The organism is Streptomyces sp. CB01249 (genome assembly GCF_001905735.1).
Classification (GTDB): domain Bacteria; phylum Actinomycetota; class Actinomycetes; order Streptomycetales; family Streptomycetaceae; genus Streptomyces.
On sequence record NZ_LISW01000010.1, the window covers coordinates 259,537 to 277,868 of the forward strand.

Annotated in this window: 14 protein-coding genes and 1 pseudogene; 1 reads left to right on the forward strand and 14 read right to left on the reverse strand. The window is 70.3% G+C overall.

The annotated features are described in order from the left end of the window. Window positions 1-87 precede the first annotated feature (87 nt). The 14 genes and pseudogenes from AMK18_RS33395 to AMK18_RS34705 all read right to left on the reverse strand — a co-directional run bounded on the left by AMK18_RS33395 (window position 88) and on the right by AMK18_RS34705 (window position 16,717). Complete coding sequence (locus tag AMK18_RS33395; protein ID WP_073865777.1) at window positions 88-2,169, reverse strand: hypothetical protein; 2,082 nt, start codon at window positions 2,167-2,169, stop codon at window positions 88-90. A gap of 50 nt (window positions 2,170-2,219) precedes the next feature. Beyond that, a complete protein-coding gene (locus tag AMK18_RS35065) occupies window positions 2,220-2,786 on the reverse strand; it encodes a hypothetical protein (protein WP_198957126.1) in 567 nt (188 codons plus the stop codon). Window positions 2,787-2,834: 48 nt separating this feature from the next. Next, window positions 2,835-3,782 carry a PHP domain-containing protein gene (locus AMK18_RS33405; RefSeq protein ID WP_241836717.1) on the reverse strand — a complete coding sequence of 316 codons (948 nt, stop codon included), beginning with the start codon at window positions 3,780-3,782 and terminating at the stop codon, window positions 2,835-2,837. Window positions 3,783-3,913: 131 nt separating this feature from the next. Next, window positions 3,914-4,429 carry a hypothetical protein gene (locus tag AMK18_RS33410; RefSeq protein WP_073865778.1) on the reverse strand — a complete coding sequence of 172 codons (516 nt, stop codon included), beginning with the start codon at window positions 4,427-4,429 and terminating at the stop codon, window positions 3,914-3,916. 40 nt (window positions 4,430-4,469) lie between these two features. Further along, window positions 4,470-4,679 (reverse strand): hypothetical protein, encoded by a 210-nt coding sequence (locus AMK18_RS34695; RefSeq protein WP_143202290.1) that lies wholly within the window; start codon window positions 4,677-4,679, stop codon window positions 4,470-4,472. A gap of 52 nt (window positions 4,680-4,731) precedes the next feature. Continuing rightward, window positions 4,732-7,469: pseudogene (locus AMK18_RS35735) on the reverse strand (Tn3 family transposase). 832 nt (window positions 7,470-8,301) lie between these two features. Beyond that, window positions 8,302-8,865, reverse strand: a complete 564-nt coding sequence (locus tag AMK18_RS33425) for a DUF4913 domain-containing protein (protein ID WP_079199393.1) — start codon at window positions 8,863-8,865, stop codon at window positions 8,302-8,304. Then, on the reverse strand, window positions 8,855-10,594 hold the full coding sequence (locus tag AMK18_RS33430; protein ID WP_073865780.1) for a type IV secretory system conjugative DNA transfer family protein: 1,740 nt from the start codon (window positions 10,592-10,594) through the stop codon (window positions 8,855-8,857). Before AMK18_RS33430 ends, AMK18_RS33425 begins: the two co-directional genes overlap by 11 nt. Further along, window positions 10,591-12,186 (reverse strand): ATP-binding protein, encoded by a 1,596-nt coding sequence (locus AMK18_RS33435; RefSeq protein WP_073865781.1) that lies wholly within the window; start codon window positions 12,184-12,186, stop codon window positions 10,591-10,593. The genes AMK18_RS33430 and AMK18_RS33435 overlap by 4 nt, the downstream gene beginning before the upstream one ends. Before the next feature lie 2 nt (window positions 12,187-12,188). Next, window positions 12,189-13,643: an SCO6880 family protein gene (locus tag AMK18_RS33440; RefSeq protein WP_241836718.1), complete on the reverse strand. Its 1,455-nt coding sequence runs from the start codon at window positions 13,641-13,643 to the stop codon at window positions 12,189-12,191. Continuing rightward, window positions 13,627-15,081 carry a hypothetical protein gene (locus AMK18_RS33445; RefSeq protein ID WP_143202291.1) on the reverse strand — a complete coding sequence of 485 codons (1,455 nt, stop codon included), beginning with the start codon at window positions 15,079-15,081 and terminating at the stop codon, window positions 13,627-13,629. Before AMK18_RS33445 ends, AMK18_RS33440 begins: the two co-directional genes overlap by 17 nt. Before the next feature lie 38 nt (window positions 15,082-15,119). Continuing rightward, on the reverse strand, window positions 15,120-15,929 hold the full coding sequence (locus tag AMK18_RS34790; protein WP_073865783.1) for a hypothetical protein: 810 nt from the start codon (window positions 15,927-15,929) through the stop codon (window positions 15,120-15,122). A 1-nt stretch (window position 15,930) separates the two neighbouring features. Continuing rightward, the gene (locus AMK18_RS33455) at window positions 15,931-16,239 is read right to left on the reverse strand and encodes a hypothetical protein (protein WP_073865784.1); all 309 of its coding nucleotides are present in this window, start codon (window positions 16,237-16,239) and stop codon (window positions 15,931-15,933) included. 1 nt (window position 16,240) lies between these two features. Continuing rightward, on the reverse strand, window positions 16,241-16,717 hold the full coding sequence (locus tag AMK18_RS34705; RefSeq protein ID WP_143202293.1) for a hypothetical protein: 477 nt from the start codon (window positions 16,715-16,717) through the stop codon (window positions 16,241-16,243). 415 nt (window positions 16,718-17,132) lie between these two features. Between AMK18_RS34705 and AMK18_RS33465 the strand changes: the two genes are divergently transcribed. After that, window positions 17,133-18,194 (forward strand): C40 family peptidase, encoded by a 1,062-nt coding sequence (locus tag AMK18_RS33465; protein ID WP_073865786.1) that lies wholly within the window; start codon window positions 17,133-17,135, stop codon window positions 18,192-18,194. The last annotated feature ends 138 nt before the right edge of the window (window positions 18,195-18,332 follow it).

Consider the following 18,332-nt stretch of genomic DNA (forward strand, 5'->3'; position numbering starts at 1 on the left):
CCACCCGGCGTCCCGCTCGGCCTCGTCGGCGTACGGGTCCATCGAGTCGTCGTGCGGGTCCGTCACAAGGGTTCCCTCTCCCCTCGTCTACAGGCTGCGTCCTCGCCCCGGTTCGGGGCCGGGACTGCGCAGGTGCGGCGGCTGCTGGGTGTTCGACGTTGCGGTGCCGTTCTGCGGAGGCCGAGGCTTGCGGACGGTCGTCGACTTGGCCCGCGCTGCGGCGGCCGAGGGGCGCGTGCGGGGCGAGGGCTGCGAGGGGTCGGCTGGTGGTGGAGCAATCCGGGACCGAGGAGTACGCCAGGCCTCGGGCCGGTCCGGGCTGTGGATGATCCAGTCAGTGTCCCTGAAGTGCGAGGACAGGTTGCGGCCGAGTTGGGTGGCGTCGAAGGGGCCCGAGGACTCGAAGACGCCCAGTGATATCGGGCGGCCCAGCGTTGCCTCCCAGGTGCGGGCCCAGTCGGCCAACGCTGGCAGGGTGCCCAGTACCGTCGCCTTGTCCAGGTAGCCGTGCCCGCCCATGAAGTCGCCCGGGTAGCGGTGGGAGTGGTTGGCGCGCCAGTGCTCGCGTGCCGCCCGCACGATGGCCGTGGAGTTGATGTCGAGGTCAAAGTCGCTGGGTTCCGATTCCAGGCCCAGGCGCCACATGGCGTCGAAGGGACGAGCCAGGGGCCTGCTGTCCTCACCGAACCACGTGTGCAGGCGTTGGAGGGCCTGGAGATCGTGTGCAAGGGCCTGCGGGCCGGGCAGGGTCTTGTGGATTCCGGCGTAGAACCCGGCACCCGAGCCCTTGATGCGGATGTCGACGTCGGCGGGATCGATGCCGTCGTGGCCCAGAGCGGTCAGCATGTGGGCACTGAACTGTCCGTAGAGCGCTGGGGTCATCCCCATCGGGGCTTCCCCAGTCACCATCCACTTGATCTGTACGGGATTGATGCCCAGGAAGTCGAGGTCACGCTGGGCCAGCACGTAACCGGTCTGGTCCTGGGGCCACCAGGGCGGTGCGGGTTGCGTGCCCGCCAGAATCCCCAGGATCTGAGCATCGAGCGGCACGGCCGGGTCGAGCTGGTCCGTGATGGAGAGCGGCTGCCACTGTCTGGTGTCCGGGTCCGGCTGGATGGGGGCTGCTGGCGGGGCGGCGAAGGCCAGTGCTGGAGCACCGAGGGAGATACCGGCGGCCGCCGTCTGAGTCCCGGATTCGGGCGGGGCAAGGTGGGAGACGATGCCGTCCAGGGTGACGCGGTAGTCGCCCGGCAGGGCGACCCATTCCATCTGCCCGAGGAAGCCCATGCCGGTGGTGGGCAGGGAGAGTACCTCCGCGGCCCGCTGGCGGGAGGCGACGATCACGCCGTGCCCGGTGCGCTGCTCCAGCCAGTCGGCGACCACCTGACGGTCCGCCGACCAGCTGGAGAGCGGACGCTCGCGGGCCTGCACAACCGTCCCGACGTTGTCGCCGCTCACCCACAGGGGCTGCTCGGCGCCCTCGGGCCAGCTCAACGCGCGATATGCGATCACTTCGGTGATCCCGCGCGCGGCCAGCACTTCCTGGGTCATCTGGTGCTGGGTCCGCAGGAAGTGCCGCAGGGCATCGCGGTTGTAGCTCAGTTCCATCCGTACAGCGGACGCCGTCTTGGGGTCCAGATGCCACTCCAGAGCATCGGTGATCTCGAACTCCTCGGCCGCGGCCTCCTGGAGCGCCAGGACCCGCACGTTATTGTTGGAGCCGTAGGACCAGGCGCCCATGAGTTCGCTGACCGCGACCATCCGCACCAGCAGCTCGGCCTCGGGCGAGTCCATGCGCACCGCCCCGGCCGGGGCCTCCCGAGGGAAGGCCGGGCCCAGTTCGCCGACATGGAGTACATCGACCCCCATGGAGGGGTAGCACGCATTGTGCGGGACCACGACGTGCTGCGGGCTGCCCAGATGGGCCGCGAGGTCACTGCCGACGCTCAGCCCCATGGCAGCAAGCACCAGCTCCGGCGTGGGCGTCTGTATTCGCCGGGCCAGCCGGCCGATGGCGATGGTCTTGGCCTGAGGAGTGTCGGTGACCTGGCCGTCGTCGGTCAGCAGTGCCTCGCCGATGCGCAGGGCCTCGGCGCGCTCCGGCGAGCCGAGCGGCGGGACGAGGACCCGGTCTGGCTCACCCGCCGACTGGCTCGTGCACTCGCTCAATGTGCTCCCCCGTGTGTGGTGGTGTCCTGTACCGGTGCCGCGGCGGCGGGTCAGTGCGCGGCGAGGAACGCCGCGGCCTGGCTCTGGAGGCTGTCCGGAGCCGTGTCCCAGGCCGGGGTGCGCATCAGCTCGCGCAGCCTGACCTCCTTGACCTCCGCGGGAGCGTCCGCCCGCAGACCGAGGTGGAACCACACGCGGTCGAGGTCATCGGGCCATGCCCAGTGCGCGCCGACCGCGGAGGCCGGGCCGTCCTCGGAGCCGGCGTCCGGAACGTGCACTTCGGCGGCGGTGGCCGCAGGGGTGATCTCGACGAGGTCGAGCCCCAGGTGGTCGATGGCCTGGCGGAACCGTGCCCGGTGGCTCTCGACGACTGCGGGCGGGGCCTGCGCGCCGTCCGAGAACAGCGCGAACACCCAGCTGGTGGCGTCGGTACGGGCCACATCCAGCACGAGCCGGTTGCCCGCAGCGTCAGTGAAGGAGCGGTGGGCGATGCTCTCTGCCGCACCGGGTCCCTCACGGCGGGGTTCGGGGGACAGGTCGAAGTCAATGCGCAGCCACTCCTCCTGGGCGGCGGTCAGTTCTCCGACGGACAGGGCGCGCAGGGCGGGCCACAGCATGAGCGTGTCTCCTTGTGTTCGGGAAGGTCGGCGGGGGATGAGCGTCGGTCAGGAGCGGTCGAGGTGAATCGGGTTGGTCCAGGCGCGGCCGCCAAAGGCATCTTCCACGGTCACACGGCAGTACCCGCGTCGGAACATCGCGTGCGGCAGCGAGCACTCCGTCAGGTCGGTGCCCTCCACGACCTCGGCGCCCGGCGCCCCGCCGCTGAGGACCACCTTGCTGGCCGGCGAGCAGCGCACGACGACCGCTTCGTCGGTGAGCTGAACGTCGTAGATCTCGGGGCCGGTGCTGGAGTAGAAGTCCCCGGCCTTCAGGGCCGCCAGCAGCAGGCCCGGGGCGAGTGTTTCGGCGAGGACGTTGACCCAGGCGGCACACGCCGGCGGGTCCTGCGGTTGCAGGTGCGCATCGTCGGCGGCGTACGCGGTGAGCCGGTGTCCCCGGTTGAGGAGGGTGTCGGTCAGGTGCCAGCTGTCCCCTCGGTGCTCGCGCTCGGCGAGGGCGTTGTAGACCTCGACGGCGTGCGCGGCGTCCAGGCTCTCGGCGTCATCGACGGTGAGCAGCGAGGCGGCGGGGTGTGCCATGCCGACGAAGGCACCGGCCGCCCGGGCACGGCGGGCCAACTGCGGGCCGTCCTCGCCGGGGTGCGGTGGGGCGAAGCCGATGGGCAGTCCGACCGCGACGATGTGCCAGGACGGTCCGGCCTCGGTGCGCGGGGCGTGCAGCTCGGCGCCGATCAGCGTGGTGAAGCCCAGGCCCCTCAGGGCGCGGGTGTCAGTCACCGGGAAGTCGTACTCGGGGCGGAAATGGTCCGTGACGGCCAGGAAGTCGTAGCCGTGCTCCTGGTAGTGCCGGGCCGTCTGGCGGGGCGTCAGGGCGCCGTCCGACTCGGTGGTGTGGGTGTGCAGGTTGCCGCGCCAGAACGTGCCGGGCCGGTCGAACGGCAGACCGCTTGTGTGGCGGCGTCCTAACGAGCGCGCTGGGCGGCTCTCGTGCATGATCCCTCCTCGTTGATGGTGACCATTCTCGTGCAGCTGATCATTCGGGGAACTCCTTTCGGACGAGGATGGTGCTGACTCACGCGCATGAGAGCGGCTCGGCGGCGAACGTGCCGTCGCCGCCGGGGAGGTCAGTCCGTCTCGAAGGCGTCCTCCCGCAGATGCGCGCTGAGGACTTCAGCGATGGTGTCCAGGGCGTCCTTGATGGCGAGGTGGTCGGCGCCGCTGACCGTGGTGTCCAGCAGTTCGCTATCGCTGCGCACGGTGGTCCTGCGGTAGTCCTCTTCGCCGAGGGTGACAGTAAAGGTGCGGCCGACCGGCAGGGACAACTGGAGTACTGTCTCGCCGGCCACGGCCTGCTGAATGCCGAGCGGGTCGAGATCCCGCTCCGAGGTACGGGCGGCGAACTGGTCGGTGCTCTGGAGCGAGGCCCAGTGGGCGTGCGCGTAGCGCAGGGCGTCACGCAGCTTGCTGACCAGGTCCTCGGCCATCTCGACGTGACGCTCCTCCTCGTGTCCGTCGAGGAGGGCGGCGATCCGGTCGTAGGCGGTGCTCATCTGCCAGGCGGCGCTGGCCAGCGGGGCCGGATCCTCCTCCAGCTGCGCGGGCAGCAGGACCTGCGCGGCCAGCTCGGAGAGTTCGTGCACGGCCTCCGCTCGCAGCGACTCGTACCGCGGGCGCGGCCGTTCAGGAACCGCGGCACGGTCGGTGGGCTCGATACCCGGGGCGCGCAGGTCGTCGTAGACGGTAATCCCTGGTGATGTTGGCGGTACGGGCGAGTTCGGCGACGTTGCGGGTGCCCGACCACCAGGCGGCGGCCAGCAGGTCGGCGCGGTGCTCGGGCAGGCGGTCGCGGCGGGCGGCCCAGCCCTTGAGGGCGGCGAAGGGCTCGCGCACCGCTGCCGGGATAGTGGTGCCCGCCCCACGTTCCCGGCAGCACGGGCGGTCCTCACGCGTCGTCGGTAGCGTGCTTGTCGCGCAGGGGCCGCAGCCCGCCGGGCAGGTCGGGGAGCTGGAAGGAGTACCGGCCCAGCACGTTGATGTGGTGGCGGTAGCCGGGCTCGTCGGCCAGGCGCAGGATGTGCAGAGTCTTCGCGATCCGCCCGTAGTGCGCGATCGCGTCACCGAGCGGGGTGGGGCGTCCGTCGCGCGACAGCATCCGGATGACGTCATAGGCGCGGACGGCTCCGGTGTGGATGGAGCCGATGATCCGCAGGATGTCCTCCCAGTGCCGCTCGATGCGGGTGAGGTCGACCCGGCCGCGGGCCGCTTGCTGGAAGGCCCCGTAGTCGGCGGTGCGGTCGATCCGCCACATCTTCTGGTCCGGCAGGTCGGCGAGCTGCGGGGCGTAGGCGAACCCGGCCAGGGCCAGCAGCCCGAACCAGCAGCCCGAACCAGCAGCCCGAAGACAATGTCGCTGTAGGAGGCGGTGTCGGTGACGATCATCTCCGGACGCTTGCCACCGTCGCGGTCGTAGAGGACGTCCAGCACGTACAGGGAGTCGCGCGGGGTGCCGGCCACGGCCTTCCCGCCCAGCCCGGCCGCCTGGTCGTTGATCATGTTCAGCCAGGTGGCGCCGCCCCGGCGACCGAAGTACTTCGGGTTCGGCCTCGCGTACACGCTGGGGACGGGGACGACGAACCGCATCCCGTCGACCGAGGCGACCAGGCCCCCGCCCCTTGCCTGGGCGAGCGGGATGCACTCCTGGTGCTCGATGAGGGCCGCGTTCGCGGCCCGGTAGGTCGCCAGAGCCGCAGGTACGTCTGGTCCACGTGGGACAACCGGCTGTACTTCAAGGCGTCCGCGCCGCCCATCACCGGGGTGTAGACGACGTTGCGGCCGCGGGCGACCAGCAGCCCGGCGATCGTGACGCGCAGGTCCTTCAGCCTTGCCTCGCCGCCGGTGACCGAGGTGAAGGCCTGGTCGGCGCCGGTCCAGGACATCACCTCCAGCAGCACCTCGGGCAGGTCCACCCGGGGCAGCATCGCGTTCACCGCGGCCCGGAGGTCGAGGAGGGAGGCCGGTTCGGGCTCCGGCTCCAGGGCAGCGAAGCGAAGGCGGCCGTCGTCGTCGAAGACGATCTGCGCGTTGTCCGGGCAGGTGCAGCGAGGCCAGCACAGTCGGGCGGGCCTGCTGCCACGCCTCACCCGCCAGCAGCTTCGCCCGCGGGTCGCCCCACTTCGAGGAGTTGCGGGCAAAGACCTGCTTGCTGCGCAGCATCCGGTGCAGCTGCTCCAGCACGCAGAACGTGTACGCCTTCCAGTCCACCGTCCCCGACTCCAGGTGCGACGCCGCCAGCACCAGGCGTCGCCACGAGCCGCCCAGCAGGGCGGTGTCGATCTCGGCGGGTCCGACCTTCTTGCGCCCCATCAGCTCCGGCAGCGACAACAGCGCGCCCAGCACCGGCTCGCCCTCCGGGGTGGCGTCGAAGTCCACCACGGTGACCAGCAGCTTCAGGAACGGCCGGACCGTGCCGAACCGGTTGATCAGCATGGCACGCCATGCCTCGTCCGCATCCGAGTCCAGGGGCGGGGTCAGCTCGAACAGCGCGGCGATCGCCGCGGCCAGCTCGTGGCGGGGCACCACCTGCTCGATCGCCGCCCACATCGCCTCCAGGCTCCACCTTCGGCCGCGTGATCTCCCCGGTGTCGGTGTCGACCTGCTCGCTGGTGGTGTCGAACACGACCTGGAACGCGGTCGCCAGCTTCGCCGACGCCCGCTCCACCCGCGGCAGCGTCTTCAGCTTCTCCTTCGCGCTCTCCCGCTCCGCCCTCGCCAGCAGCTTCGTCGCGATCAGCACCTCCAGCAGGTCCAGCGCGTCGTCCACCGCCCGCGAGGTCAGGTAGACGGTGGTGGCCAGCAGCGTCGCCAGCCGACGCGCGTCGGAGTGCCGGCGCAGCAGCGACGCCTTCCCGTCCACCCCGTACCGCGACAGCTCCGCCAGACGCCGGGGCGGTATACCCAACACGTCCACGGCGCCCATCCCGAGCGCGGCGATCTCCTCCGCCCGCTCCAGGGCCCGCTTCATCTGCGGGCCCGACACCCGCACCGGGCCCCGGCGCAGCCGGTCCAGCTCCGAGACCCGCTCACCCGGCGGCACCGTCAGCAGCGAGTCCAGCACCGCCCGCTGCCCCAGCCCGAGCATCCCGTACAGGGTGTCCCACAGCCGCTGGTTCGCCGCCTCCCGTACCGAGGCCACCAGCCGCGTCAGCGTCGTCACCCCCGGCAGCAGCACCCGGCCCTCGCGCAGCCACCCGGCCGCCGCGTCGAACAACGCCTTCGGCCCGTCCCCCGTCGTCCACGCCCCCGCGTCCAGCCACCCCGCCAGCTCCTCGCGGACCTCCGCGAAGTCCCGCCAACCCCCGGCCTCCTGGATCTCCCCGCATGCGTACGGGCCGTACCGTCCCGCTCGCCGTACAGCTTCAGGCACGAGGCGCCCTCGATCTCCAACTGCCCGGCCAGATACTCCGCCACCTCCGCCAGCACCTGCCGTGGGTCCGGCATGAACCGCACGCTCGTGAGCTGGACCGCGTACCCGAGCCGGTTGTGCGACCGCCGCTTCGCCTGCACCGCCTCCCGGTCCGCGTCGTCCAGGAAGAAGTACCGCTCCAGCTCCGCCCGCGAGGGCACCTCATGGAACGCCCCGTACCGGACCGCCTGCTCATCCGTCAGGAACTCGACCGCCACAACAAGTCTCCGAAGATCGAAAACAACGACCCACGAAGGCTCTGACGCTCAATCACCCCAGGTCAAAACGCCAAAACACCCGACGAACGCCTAGCACACGATCTGACACGGATGTTCCTCAGCCCCCCGTCTACCGCCGGGGCGACTCCACGCCACGCTACGCGGCCGACGCCGACGGTCTGGCCCGCAAGCCCCTGGCGCTGCGCGAGTCCCTCGAAGGGGAGCGCAACCGTCCCTGGACGCCCGAGGAGACCCACGACTTCCTCACCGTACAGAGGAAGCTCCGCGACGACTTGGGCCCGGAGTTCAGCCCCCAGCTCGACCGGATCGACGCCCTCGCACGCCCGCTCCTGGCCCACTCCTCCTCCGGGCCCCGCACATCGGCCGCTCGCTCCCGCAGCACCGCAGCCGCGAGGCGGCTCCCGGGCACCGGACCAGCTGCCGGCCAGACCGACAGGCAGGCTCCCGCGCACAAACGCCAGGGCCCCGAGCAACCGCGCGGCCGCAACAAGTAGTACGCCTCCGTGACTGGTGCGGCGGTGCCTCACCGCTCCCCCGCCTACCCGCCTCTCGTACGAACGGAGCACCGAGAAACACTCACCCTTGAAGGAGCCTCAGAAGAGTTCGAGCGTGCGCTCCTCGCCCTGTTCGCCGCGCATCGCCCGAATTGATCCGGCCTGCTGACACCGGCTGGACCGGCGACCGTACGGAACGCTATCGGCGCTCCCTGCCCAGCGGCGCCCGGCCCTTCGCCCGGCTCGTCGTGGTCGACGGTGATGGCCCGCCGCCCCCGGGCGTTCAGCCCGCCCGCAGGTCAGCCTCCGCCGGTACTTCAGTCCGCAACGTGCGTCCAAGCGCTGGGAACCACACTGGGCAGGCGGTGCTCGATGCGGTGTTCGCCCTTGACGCACCCGGCGAACGGGCCGGTGGACGCTCTTAGCTCGCGCAGGGCGGGGTCCAGGTGATCGCGGTGCCAGACAGAGGGGCCGGTGTATCCGCAGGATGCCGGGTCGGTGAGCTCCTGCCAGGCCAGCCATGCAGCGTGGAGGCGGGCGACGGCCACCGTGTGCTCGAACCACAGGTGGCACCAGCGGGCGTCGGCCGACGGCTCTGCGAGGTAGCCGGGGACGAGTACGCCCTCGACCCATTCGATCAGGCCGCGCAGCTCGTCGTCGTACTCGGGGGTATCGAGCAGCAGGATGAACGGCGGGTACTGCGCCTCTTCCTCCTCGGCCTCATCGCCGGTGTCCGTTGGCCCCACCTCCTCGATGGCACCCTCGGTCAGGGTCTCGACCAAGGCGGTGAGTTGGGCGAGCTGGGCTTTGACGTCTCCGATGTCCTCGAACGTCCCAACCGGCACGTCGAGCTGCGGGCTGTCATCGGATTCAACGGGCATCGCGGGCCGCCTTCCGGTCCTCGTAGGCCACGACCGCGCGCTTGGTGATGGCGGCTTCCTCGTAGCGCATCTGCGGGCCGATGTGCGCCATCGCCTTCTCCTCGTACCAGGGCCGCAGAGCGATCTGCGCGACCGGCATGCCGGTGGCCAGCAGGAGGGCTGTGCCCTTGCGCATGGCGCGGATCTCGGCCGGGTCGAGCACCTGCTCGCGCTGCTCGGACCAGCTGTGGCTGCCGCCGTCCTTGCCCTTGGAGTACGAGCCGCGCTCCACGAAGTGCGCGCCGGTCAGGCTGCTGATGTCCTGGGCGAATTTCGCGTCATCGATCCCGACGCCGATGATCTTCTTCGTGCCGGCCGACCACATCGCGTCCATGCCGACCTCGCCCCACGCCTTCACTCCCTGGCGGTAGGACTGGAGGATCACGAACGGGGTGATCCCCCGGCTGCCGAGGTGGCTGTAGAGGTCGGGAAGGTCGCCGATCTTGCAGATGTTCGCGGCTTCGTCCAGGACGGCACGCATCGGCTCAGGCAGGCGGCCGCCGTGGCGCTCGCCCGCCTCGGTGCCCGCCGTGAAAACCGCGTCGGCAACAGCCGCGACGAGGGCGCTCGACGGCCCGCCCTTCTTGCTCAACAGGTACAGGGTGTCCTTGCTCGTCGCGAAGGCCTCGGGGTCGAACCGGGTCCGGTGCTTGTCCGGGGTAACCCACGCGAGGACCTTCTCGTCCCGCAAGGCGCTCATGGCCGTGCGCGCGTTCTGGTAGATCCCGGACTGCGTTTCCTCGGCAATGTTGATCGAGGAGTCGACCTGCTCGGCAAGCACGGGCTCGTGCTCGTAGAGGACGCGCAGCGGAGCCTTCTCCTTCGGATCGGCCAGCCACTGCATGACCTCACGGACGGTCGCTCCCTCCCACCAGGCGGCCCGGAAGAGGCCGGTGAGGAGGTCTCCGGCGGCCTGGGACCAGAAGGGGTCTCCCTGTTCGCTGGTGATCTGGTTGACGAAGTGAGTGGCGAGGCGTTCGGCACCTTCCAGAGTCTCGGCCTGGGCGACCAGGTCGACCCACACCTCGCGCTCGGCTTGGGCGACGCCCTGTGTGTCGAACAGGAAGGTCGTGCCGACGCGTGCCCGCGAGCCCCGGGTCGCGGCGTAGACGTCGGCCTTGTTCGACGTCATGAGCAGGGCGCCGGGTGCTTCCTCCGCGACGGGGATGGCCAGCGCCGTCGACTTGCCGGCGCGGGGGGCCATGATGGCAATGAAGGTGTCCTCGTCGCTGCCCCGCAGTTCGACGCTCGAGGGCAGATGGTCGCCGAGGAGCACGCCTCGGTCCCGGGCCGCCAGCTTCTTCGGTGCGGTGCCCTTCAGCGAGGCCCGAAGTCGAGTCGCGGTGATGGCGGCGTGCTTCGGCGTCAGCTCCCGGACCTGGTGCAGCGTGGCCAAGCTGCTCGGATTACGGAACCATCGGAAGGCCCAGCGCAGCCCCCAGACGATGAAGGCGACGACGGCGAGGTCGGCGACGGTGGCTCCGACGAGGGAGGCTGTCTGCGAGTGCGGCCACACCGCGGCCCAGTCGCCGACCATGCGGTAGATGGTGAGCGGGGAGGCGGGGGCCGCCTCGTCGCCGGTGAGTACGGCGCCGGCGGCCGCCCCGGCCCAGCTGGACGCGGACAGGACCACCGCCCCGCCGAAGACGGTGCCGGCCAGGGCCCACATCCGGTCGTTCTCCGTCATCATCTGCTGCCGCCCCCTGTGGTCTTCCTGCGCCGGTTGGTGTCCGTCCGGTACAGGCGCTGCTCGGTCTTGGTCAGGTCCAGCGAGGCCGCGATGCCCGGCCTGGTCCCCACCTTGATCAGGTACTTGCCGCGGCCCGGGTGGCGCACGCCCTCGTCCTCGGGCGGCCGGGCCGGGTTCTCCTCGCCGTCGTAGGAGAGGGGGTCGATGTCCAGGCCCGTGGAGGTCGCCGACGACCAAGAGCCGATCATCATGACCTCCTGCTCGGTCAGCTGCCGTTTGCCGGTGACACGACGGAGCTCCTCCTCGCTGGAGGCGCCGATCACCCAGGTGTCGCACCGGTCCATCAGACCGCGGGCCTTGGCCCGGTCGGTCTCGGTCGGCAGCGCCTCGACATCGAGCAGCGAGTGCGTGACGTAGATCGTCACGTCGTCCGTGGTGCGGTTGAGGCGGCTGATGGCGTCCATCGCATCGACCAGGCCCGGACCACTTCGCAGGGCCCGCCACATCTCATCCATCGGCAGCACAAGGGACCGGTCCATCATGCCGATGCTTCGGGCGGAGTCGATCGCGGAGTAGGTGTACGCCCACGTCGCGATCATGCCCGCGCTGACGACGTCGTTCCCTCGGGCTCGCAGGGCGGAGATGTCCACGGACACGGCCGGTGCGGAAATGTCCAGCGGTGTGGTCGTCGGTCCGTCGAACAGGCCCTTGAGCGGGCCGCCGATCAGGTTGTCGAGCCCGGCAATCGCCGACCGGGTCAGGTCCTGGTACCGCTCCCCCTGCGCGGCCAGCTTCGTACGCAGTTCCTCCGGGGCCAGGCGCAGGACTTGGACGACGTCGGCGACGACGGGGTCGCTGCCGGGCGTCTGCGCGGCGGAGGCGACCTGCACAGCGGTGTCCAGCGCGGATCGTTCGATCTCGTTGGGCGCCCTGCCGAGCCCGTGCTTGGTCGACAGCAGCGCGACCAGGGTCTCCAGGCGGCGGCCATTGAGGACGTCGAGCAGGGCCTCGCGGCGCTCGACGGACAGCGACTGAGCGCGCCCCTTCAGCGGACCGGAGTCGAGCGGGTTCAGGCGGCCGATGCCGTCACCGATGCGGACGACGCTGCCGCCGAGTTCGCTGATCAGGGTGGAGTACTCGCCCTTGACGTCGCCGGGCACGCACACCATGTGCCCGTACGCCGAGTAGACGAGGCAGATCCGCTTGACGAGCGCCGACTTGCCGGCGCCGGGCTGGGACATGACCCACACCCCGGGGTTCGTCGTCAGGCGGCCGGTCCAGCCGGAGGGGTCTATGCAGACCAGCTCACCGGTCAGGACGTCGCGACCGACGGGCACTCCGCGCGGGGGGAGACCGGCGCCGAGCAGGAAGGGGTAGATGCCGGCGGACTGCTGGGTCGGGCCGGTGTAGACGGTGCCCCGGTCCTCGACGGGGGCCCGGCCCCCGAACCGGCCGCCCCACCCCAGCCTCGGGGCGAAACGGGCCCGCCGGGCCTTCGCGGTACGGCGCTCGTCCCGACTCGGGCGCACGTCGGCCTGCTCGACCACGCGTCGAGGAGTGGTCACCTCCGGCGCCTTCGGCTTCCGCGCCATGCTCAGTCCTTCACGAGGGGGTTGTAGCCCAGCGGGAGCCCGGCCGCGAAGACGGCGGCCTGAGCCCCGTAGGCGGGCCGCATGCGGATCCCGCGCGTCGACTTGATGGCGCGCTCCATCTCCTGCCGGGCGGCGGGGAGTTCGGCGAGGTTGCGGGCGGTGACGGTCACCATCAGCGTCCAGTCCACGACCTGGGACCCGGCAGCTACCTGGGCGGCCGCCTGTTCCGCCCGCTTCATGTCCGCCTTCTGCGACCACTTCGCCCGGCCCTTGATCTCGGCCGTGGCGGCCGCGCGGTTGTGGGCGTGGCTGATCTCCCGCTCCATCACCGCCTCCCCCTCCATCGGGTCCAGCGCCCGGTAGACGAGGGTGATCCGGCGCTGGTAACGGCCCGGGGCCAGCAGCGGCAGCAGCACGCTGTACGCGATCGAGCGGCGCGGCATCTCGCGCAGCACCCAGCTTGCCGACACCCCGCCATCGTGCGCGTAGGTCTCCCAGTCGTCGTCGGCGGCCTGCGGCCCGCACTCCGCCCACGACAGCTCACTGAACTCGCTGTCGCGGGCGTTAAAAACGGCCGGGTCGTACGCGGCGCGCACCAGGCGGCGCAGGTCGACGTCGGTCGCGCGGCGCTCGACGTCCGTGCCGCTGCCCGCCAGGTCGAGCGAGTCGACCACCTTCAGCGTCTCGGCAACCTGCTCGGCCAGGTCTGCCGGTGGGGCGGCGGAGGCGCCTGGGTCCACCGTGACCGACATCCACGGGGCCACGCTCGCCGTGGCCCGCGGGGTGGTCCGCACCAGCTCGTTGATCAGGTCCTTCGCGAGCTTCGGGGCCCCCGGGTCCTGACGCGCCCGCACATCGTCACCGAGCGCCTCCCCGGCGCCCGGGGTGATCTGGATGGTGATGCTCGCGCCCTTGATCTGCTCATCGGTACTCATCGCCTCCAGCACGGACGACCACGCCCGCAGGCGGCCCCGCACCGTGCCGGTCGGCGCCATCAGGCTGCCGCCCGGTGCCAGGAGCGTACTGATCGTCATCCGGCCCGTCGCACGGTCGTGGACGACGCCGACGGGCTTCCCGGTGGTCGGGTCATGCGCCTTGATCAGGGTGCTGCTCGCCCCCACTCCCGGCAGGTCCAGCGCGTACGGGTGCGGCAGCAGGAGCCTGCGGTACGACGTCGCGTCGAACCGGCGCGCCCTGCGCCAGGCGAACTTGGCCCAGTAGTACGCGAGAGCGGGCATGCCGTGCCGCCGGGCCGCCGCCAGAGTGATCACGAAGAAGGTCGGCGGGAGGGTGACGAACAGGGTGACCGGAGCCTGAGAGGCGATCACTCCCTCCGCCATCAGCACGAGGGCCGCGATGATCGTCCCGCCCTTGGACAGGCCGCCGACGCCGAAGGACCGGCGGACCCGGAACCCGGTCACCATCAGCGCCCCGGGCACGTCATGCGTCGTCGTCATTCCGGTCCTCCCCACCCATCTCTTCACCCGCGTTCTGGATCGCGTCGTTCACACCGTCCAGGACCTCGATGGCCACCCCCACCGGGCCCATCGAACCGCCCTTCACCGCCCCGTTCACGAGTCCTCCGTCCATATCTCCGGTCGGCTGCTCGGGGATCGGGGGAGTGGTGTCGTTACGCTGGCTGTGGTTGCGCAGACCTTCGCGCTCAGGCCCCTTGTCCGGGTCGTCCGGCGGGTCATCGGGGCCGGGCCCGGGAGGCCCAGGAGGCGGGTCGTCGGGGTTGTCGCCCATGTTCTTTTCGACCATCTGTGCGTGGCTCATCGGCGTGGCCGGCGGCGCACCCTCGCCGCCCTCGCCTCCGCCGCCGAACTTGCTGCCCAGGAAGTCGGCGGCCGCGCCGATCGCACCGCCCACTCCCCCGGAGCTCATCCCGGAACCGACCGCGTTGCCGAACGGGGCGAAAATCTTGGTCAGCGGACCGGGAGCCAGGACACCGAGGACGAGGGTCGCCACACCGCGCAGCCATTCCGCCAGGGTCTGCGACTTCCCGAACTCGGAGAAGCCCACGCAGATGATGATCGCGAGGATCGGCTTGTAGGTGATGATGACGAGCGCGGACGTGATCAGCTTCGGGGCCCACTGCCGCGTCGCGTCCCCGCCTGCCCTGCCCGCGGCGGCCACGGGCAGGAGCAGGGCGATGAACGGGATCGCCGACTGACGCAGGAAGATCACCACGAGCTGGATGAATCCCACCAGCAGGAGTACCACGACGATGCCCAGCACCGTCATGGGGTTCTGGACTCCCACCGGCAGCAGCGTCTCCATGACCCGCCAGTACGCCTCTTTGTTCTCCTCGAAGGTGACCTTAACCAGACCGGCCGTCAGCTCGTCACCAAGCTTCAGCATCAGCGCGAACATGGCCACGCCGATGGTGGACAGGAGCAGGTTCTCGCCCCATCCCACCGCGGCCCGCCCGAGGTGTTTGGCCTGCCCGGTGACCGCCATCTTCCCGAGCTGCCAGATCACCCCGCCGGCCGCGACCACCAGGCCCAGCCACATCAGCATCCCCGCGAGCGTGGCCTCGCCGTCCCACAGGCCCGTGGCCTTCAGGTCGACCGACGGCCCGATCAACGCGATCGTCAAAACCTTCTCGACAACCCATCTCGTCACGTCGGTCAGGGAATCGATCACGGGACCGAGCGCGCTGTCCTTGACTGCCTTCCAAGCCTCCTTGACCGCCTCCGCCCCGGAGTCGCCGACCTTCTCGCACAGGTCCCCGCCGGGCAGATCGCCGACCAGGGGGACGTCGAACTTGTGGGCGAGCATGGCGCCACCGGCAGCCGGGCCGGACGCGAGGATGCAACCACCCTCGATGACGTCGTCCAGGCCGATATCGGCTGCTGCTGGCGGTGCCACCGAAACCGCCAGCCCGAGCATGGTGACCAGGGCGAGCAGGAACGAGAGGAGTCGGCGTGTCACGACGCCTCACGGATCGCGGTCCACCCGGCCGAGTTGAACGCGGCGTCCCCGGGAGCGACGATCTTCGGTTTGGCCTGCGTCTGCGTCTGGGACATCGCGCGGGCCAGTGCTTCCGGGCCCAGCTTCCAGTCCCCGTCCTTCCACTGCACGCCGACCAGCGTGCGTGTGTAGCTGCCGGACTCCTTGGCCATCTCACCGTTCTTCTGTGTAGCCCGGGCCAGCACCCACATGGAGATCTCGTCCCGCGTGGACTCGATGATCTTGTAGCCGACCACGTTGCTGCGCATGTACGCGCCGGCGGGCAGGGGACCTCCCGACGGTGCGCCCGTCGCCTTCTCGAAGTCGCGGTCCGGCTTTTCGGTGGTCTTCTTGATGTACTCGACCGCCACCGGCGCGTGGTCCTCCTGCGCGGCGTAGGAGTCGTAGAGCCGCATCTGCTCGTCGTACGTGCTCGTCTCCCCCTCGACCGCGCTGGTGTTGGCAGCGACCGCCATGGACACGGCGCCCTCGACGGTGTGCGGGAAGCCGACGGCACTGCCGTGGGCATCGGTGCGCTTGCCGCGCGTCAGCGACGCCCACCGCTCCGGCTCGGTCCAGTCGTCCGGCGGCGCGTACGTCGCGGCCGGAGAGGACGACGCCGAAGCCGTAGGAGACGCCGCACTGGCCCCGCCCTTGGCGGGCGTCTCGGCGTCCTGGTCATCGCCGCCGGTGACCATGGCGTAGACGGTCAGCACCACCACGGCGACCAGGACCACGCCGGCAGCCCAGAGACCCTTGGAGGCCCCCGCCCCCCTTGCCCGCACCATCTCAGACCCCACCCGCAATACCGTTGAGGACGGCGATCACTACCCCGGCCAAAATCACCGCCGCAATCCCGCCGCCCATCCACTTGAACGGCTCCGACCCGCCACCGCCCCGGCTCTTGTCGGAGACCGCCAACTTGAAGACGCCGTACCCGACACCGCCCGCCCCGGCCAGGACCACCAGCCACAGCCCGTACCCGAAGAGCGTCGCCACGGAGCTGTCCAGCCCGGGAATCGCCTTCGGCGTGGCCGGGGGAATCAAAGGGCCTTCGAGATCGCCATCGCCCTTACCGGCCAGTCTGAGCCAGTCCATGTCAGTTTCCCTCCATCGCGCGCCGGAGCTTGCGCCCGGCAGCCTGAACGTCCTTGAACTCCGCGGCTTCCGCCGGGCCCTTCACCGTGCGCAGGACGGGCAGGTAGGGCATCGTCGCCACTCCCGCCAGCCGGTTCTCCAGCGCGCGCACCAGGTACCGCGCATCCGCCACCGGCCGGACCGGGGCGTCCGCCACCAGCACCAGCCACGGCCTCGGCAGGGGCCCCCAGCGAAGCAGCATGTTCTCGACGCCCGTCGCCCCGTACACCGTGGTGTCCGCCAGCAGCACCGGCTGTGCGCCCATCGGCAACGATTCCCCCGGCCTGAGCACCCGTGCGCGCGTTCCGCCGGAGCCGTCATCGAGCAGCCAGGTGACGGTCGCCTCCGCGATGCCGTACCCATGAACAGGAATCAGCCCATAGCTGAACCCAACTGCCTCTTCATTTACGGGATTTGCCGTTTCCGACAGAGCAGTCATCCCGCAACTCCCCCCTGCGTGCGTGAATCCGTAGCGGTCTCGCAACCGCACGACCACTGAGGGTAGCGTGTATCTCTGCAAACGGTTATGCAGATTCGGCACACCCGGAAGGACTGCCCACAGGTGTCACCACCACCAGCGAGAAGAACGCGCAAACTGCCCGATAGTTCCGGATAGCACGTCAACACGGGTTGTCGCGACACTGGTTACGCACCTCGCCAGTACACGCCGACATCGGAAAGAATCTAGAAATCGACATTCTCATCACCGACCCGCCAGGGTCTACCCGATAGTGGCTCGGTGTTTCAATACGCAAAACAGCGCAATCGGACTTGTTTGACCCGCCTGACCCGGGCCGCTCCGCGCCGCCCTGAACGACCACAAGCGGGCAGCATCATGCGTACGGGGGAACGGGATGAAGGTCTTGATCGGGGCGGTCGCCGCAGTCGCGGGCCTGCTCCTGGTCGCGGTCATGAGCCTGGTGACCATAGTTCTGACGGACGACAACGCCAAGGCCAGCGAGACGACGGGCGGCGAAGGTCTCCACGGGGTGCCCGAGGAGTTCCGCACCTGGATCCTCAAGGCCGACGCGGCCTGCGACGAGCCCGCCCTCACCCCGGCCCTGCTGGCTGCCCAGCTCTACCAGGAGTCGAAGTTCAAGACTTCCAAGGATGAGGCCACATCCGAGGCCGGAGCGATGGGCCCCGCCCAGTTCCTGCTCGGCACGTTCGCCACCTGGGGCCGCGACGACGACGGCAACGGCGAAACCTCCCTCTGGGACATCGGAGACGCCGTCATGGCTCAGGGCCGCATGATGTGCTCCCTCCTCAAAACCGCGAAGAACTCCGGCATCAACGACGACATCCGCCGCCTCGCCCTCGCCGGCTACAACGCCGGCTGGGGCCGGGTCATCGAGTTCGGCGGCGTACCCCCCGAGGATTGGTCGAAGGGGGAGACCTACCACTACGTCGAGATCATCATGTCGACGATGCACCGGTACGAGGGCCCGGCCCTCCTGGAGGTCTCCGGCTCCGGCTTCGGCGCGAAGGCCCTGCGCCGGGCCTCCACCCAGCTCGGCACCCCCTACTCCTACGGCGGAGGCAGCCCGGCCGGGCCCTCCACCGGCAGCTGCGACGGCACCAACGGCTACCTCAACGGGCGGTGCTCCGCCTCCGTGACCGCGGGCTACGACTGCTCCTCGCTCGTCCAGTACGCCTACTGGCCCACGACGCACCTCCCGCGCACCGCAGCCGCCCAGTACGGGGCGACGTCGAACCACCCCGTCGCCCGCTCGCAGCTCAAGCCGGGCGACCTGCTGTTCTGGTCACACGGCTCCAGCAGCTCCATCTACCACGTCGCCATCTACGCCGGCGATGGCAACGTCCTCCACGCCCCCCGCACCGGCCGCGACGTCTCCATCGCACCCCTGACCTCCGCCATGCCGGAGAAGGACTATGCCGGAGCCACCCGTCCCTGAACCGAAAACGACCCGAGCGGAGTTCAGGCGAGCGAGCGTGTCAGTTGTTCGGTGCTCGTCCGTCCACCGCAGAAGACGCCGCTCGACAGACAGCGCACGGCCCTCCGTGTACCCCCGCCGGGTCAGGCATACGGACCG

Bases quoted from the DNA above. Each gene is read 5' to 3' on its own strand.
- AMK18_RS35065 (WP_198957126.1), bottom strand. From the start codon at position 2,786: ATGCTGTGGCCCGCCCTGCGCGCCCTGTCCGTCGGAGAACTGACCGCC.
- AMK18_RS33405 (WP_241836717.1), bottom strand. From the start codon at position 3,782: ATGCACGAGAGCCGCCCAGCGCGCTCGTTAGGACGCCGCCACACAAGC.
- AMK18_RS33425 (WP_079199393.1), bottom strand. From the start codon at position 8,865: ATGCCCGTTGAATCCGATGACAGCCCGCAGCTCGACGTGCCGGTTGGG.
- AMK18_RS33430 (WP_073865780.1), bottom strand. From the start codon at position 10,594: ATGATGACGGAGAACGACCGGATGTGGGCCCTGGCCGGCACCGTCTTC.
- AMK18_RS33435 (WP_073865781.1), bottom strand. From the start codon at position 12,186: ATGGCGCGGAAGCCGAAGGCGCCGGAGGTGACCACTCCTCGACGCGTG.
- AMK18_RS33440 (WP_241836718.1), bottom strand. From the start codon at position 13,643: ATGACGACGACGCATGACGTGCCCGGGGCGCTGATGGTGACCGGGTTC.
- AMK18_RS33445 (WP_143202291.1), bottom strand. From the start codon at position 15,081: ATGCTCGGGCTGGCGGTTTCGGTGGCACCGCCAGCAGCAGCCGATATC.
- AMK18_RS34790 (WP_073865783.1), bottom strand. From the start codon at position 15,929: ATGGTGCGGGCAAGGGGGGCGGGGGCCTCCAAGGGTCTCTGGGCTGCC.
- AMK18_RS33455 (WP_073865784.1), bottom strand. From the start codon at position 16,239: ATGGACTGGCTCAGACTGGCCGGTAAGGGCGATGGCGATCTCGAAGGC.
- AMK18_RS34705 (WP_143202293.1), bottom strand. From the start codon at position 16,717: ATGACTGCTCTGTCGGAAACGGCAAATCCCGTAAATGAAGAGGCAGTT.
- AMK18_RS33465 (WP_073865786.1), top strand. From the start codon at position 17,133: ATGAAGGTCTTGATCGGGGCGGTCGCCGCAGTCGCGGGCCTGCTCCTG.